The organism is Devosia sp. (assembly GCF_036676215.1).
GTDB lineage: Bacteria > Pseudomonadota > Alphaproteobacteria > Rhizobiales > Devosiaceae > Devosia.
This window is the reverse complement of record NZ_JAKFDJ010000221.1, coordinates 1-1,770: the sequence shown is the minus strand read 5'-3', so window position 1 is coordinate 1,770 and position 1,770 is coordinate 1. Positions and strand designations below refer to the sequence as shown.

Sequence of the window (1,770 nt, the reverse complement as noted above, 5' to 3'; positions counted from 1 at the left end):
TCGAAATCACCGGCATCGCCGGTGGTGACAGCAAGTAAGGAGATAAGTCATGGCACATAAAAAGGGCGTAGGCTCCTCGCGCAACGGCCGCGACTCCAATCCGAAGATGCTGGGCGTCAAGATTTATGGCGGCCAGGCGATCGACGCCGGCAACATCATCGTGCGTCAGCGCGGCACCGAGTTCCATCCGGGCCCCGGCGTCGGCCTGGGCCGCGACCACACGCTGTTCGCGTTGGTCGACGGCAAGGTCGAGTTCTCGGTCAAGGGCGCCAAGAAGCGCCGCACCGTGAGCGTCGTCGCCGAGGCGTAAGCCTTCGCGGCAACGAGCGAATGGCCCCGCCGCGTGCGGGGCTTTTCGTTTCCATCGTCGTTTCCGCGTTGACGGAACGACCGACAAAAAGCGGTTACGCTTTTCCCATTCTCGATTCCCCATTCTCGATTCCAGGCCATGAAACTCGTAGACGAAGCAGAAATTGATGTCATAGCCGGCAATGGCGGCGATGGCTGCATCGGCTTCCGTCGCGAGAAGTTCATTCCGCTCGGCGGTCCCGATGGTGGCGACGGCGGTACCGGCGGCAGCGTGTGGATCGAGGCCGATGAGAACATCAGCACTCTGGTCGACTTCCGCCACCAGCGCATCTTCAAAGCCCAGCGCGGCGAGAATGGTATGGGTCAGCAGCGCTACGGCAAGGGCGGCGACGACCTGGTCATCAGCGTGCCGGTCGGTACTGCCATCACCAACGTCGGCACGGACGAACTGATCGGCGACCTGACCCAGCATGGCGATCGGCTGCTGGTGGCCAAAGGCGGCAAGGGCGGCCTGGGCAACATGCATTTCAAGAGTTCGGTGACGCGCTCGCCGCGCCGGGCCACGCCGGGCGACGAAGGCGAGGCGCGCACTCTGAAGATGGAGTTGAAGCTGTTGGCCGACGTTGGCCTGCTGGGCTTCCCCAATGCCGGCAAGAGCACCTTCATCCGTGCGGTGTCGGCTGCGACTCCGAAGGTCGCCGATTATCCCTTCACCACTCTTTATCCGAATCTGGGCGTGGTCAGCGTGGAAGCGCACCGCAGCTTCGTGATCGCCGATATTCCGGGCCTGATCCAGGGCGCGGCCGACGGCGCCGGGTTGGGGGCGCTGTTCCTGCGCCACCTGCAGCGCACCCGTTTGCTGCTGCACCTGGTGGACATGGCGCCGATGGAGGGCGGGGTGGAAATCTCGCCGGCCGAGCAGGTGCGTGCGATCGAACACGAACTGGAACGGCATGACCCCGAGCTGCTGCAGAAGCCGCGTTGGCTGGTGCTGAACAAGGCCGACCTGATGTTCGAGGACGAGGCCGCAACTCGCGCCGCCGAGGTGATCGCCGAGCTGGGCTGGACCCAGCCCTGGTACGTGACTTCGGCGGTGTCGCGTGAGGGCACCTGGCCGATCATGAAAGACGTTATGGCGTTCTTCGACCGCCTCAAAGAGGACGAGCAGGAAGCGCGCGATGCCGGCTGAGCCGGTCGCTGCCTTCCAGGCAACAAAAAACCCGGCGAATGCCGGGTTTTTTCGTGCTGCCGCCGGGCCGATGGCCCGGAGCAGGGGCACGGCATCAGGCGGCTTGCAGGGCCTTGATGCGGGCGGTCAGGCGGCTCTTGTGACGAGCGGCCTTGTTCTTGTGGATCAGGCCGCGCGAGCTGAAGCGGTCCAGGATCGGCTGAGCCACGGCGAAGGCAGCCTGGGCGCCTGCGGCGTCGTTGGCGTCCAGCGCCTTGAGCACTTTCTTGACG

At 64.7% G+C, this 1,770-nt stretch carries 3 protein-coding genes; 2 read left to right on the top strand and 1 reads right to left on the bottom strand.

Features of this window, described 5'->3' with window-relative positions; genetic code table 11:
- The first annotated feature begins 49 nt into the window (after positions 1-49).
- Together rpmA and obgE are read left to right on the top strand one after the other, a co-directional pair.
- On the top strand, positions 50-310 hold the full coding sequence (gene rpmA, locus V6M52_RS18285; RefSeq protein WP_093281069.1) for a 50S ribosomal protein L27: 261 nt from the start codon (positions 50-52) through the stop codon (positions 308-310).
- 138 nt (positions 311-448) lie between these two features.
- Complete coding sequence (obgE, locus tag V6M52_RS18280; RefSeq protein WP_332702344.1) at positions 449-1,498, top strand: GTPase ObgE; 1,050 nt, start codon at positions 449-451, stop codon at positions 1,496-1,498.
- 94 nt (positions 1,499-1,592) lie between these two features.
- Here the strand turns inward: obgE and rpsT are convergent, their stop codons facing one another.
- Positions 1,593-1,760 (bottom strand): 30S ribosomal protein S20, encoded by a 168-nt coding sequence (gene rpsT, locus V6M52_RS18275; protein ID WP_442881890.1) that lies wholly within the window; start codon positions 1,758-1,760, stop codon positions 1,593-1,595.
- Between the last annotated feature and the right edge of the window lie 10 nt (positions 1,761-1,770).

Bases quoted from the DNA above. Each gene is read 5' to 3' on its own strand.
- rpmA (WP_093281069.1), top strand. From the start codon at position 50: ATGGCACATAAAAAGGGCGTAGGCTCCTCGCGCAACGGCCGCGACTCC.
- obgE (WP_332702344.1), top strand. From the start codon at position 449: ATGAAACTCGTAGACGAAGCAGAAATTGATGTCATAGCCGGCAATGGC.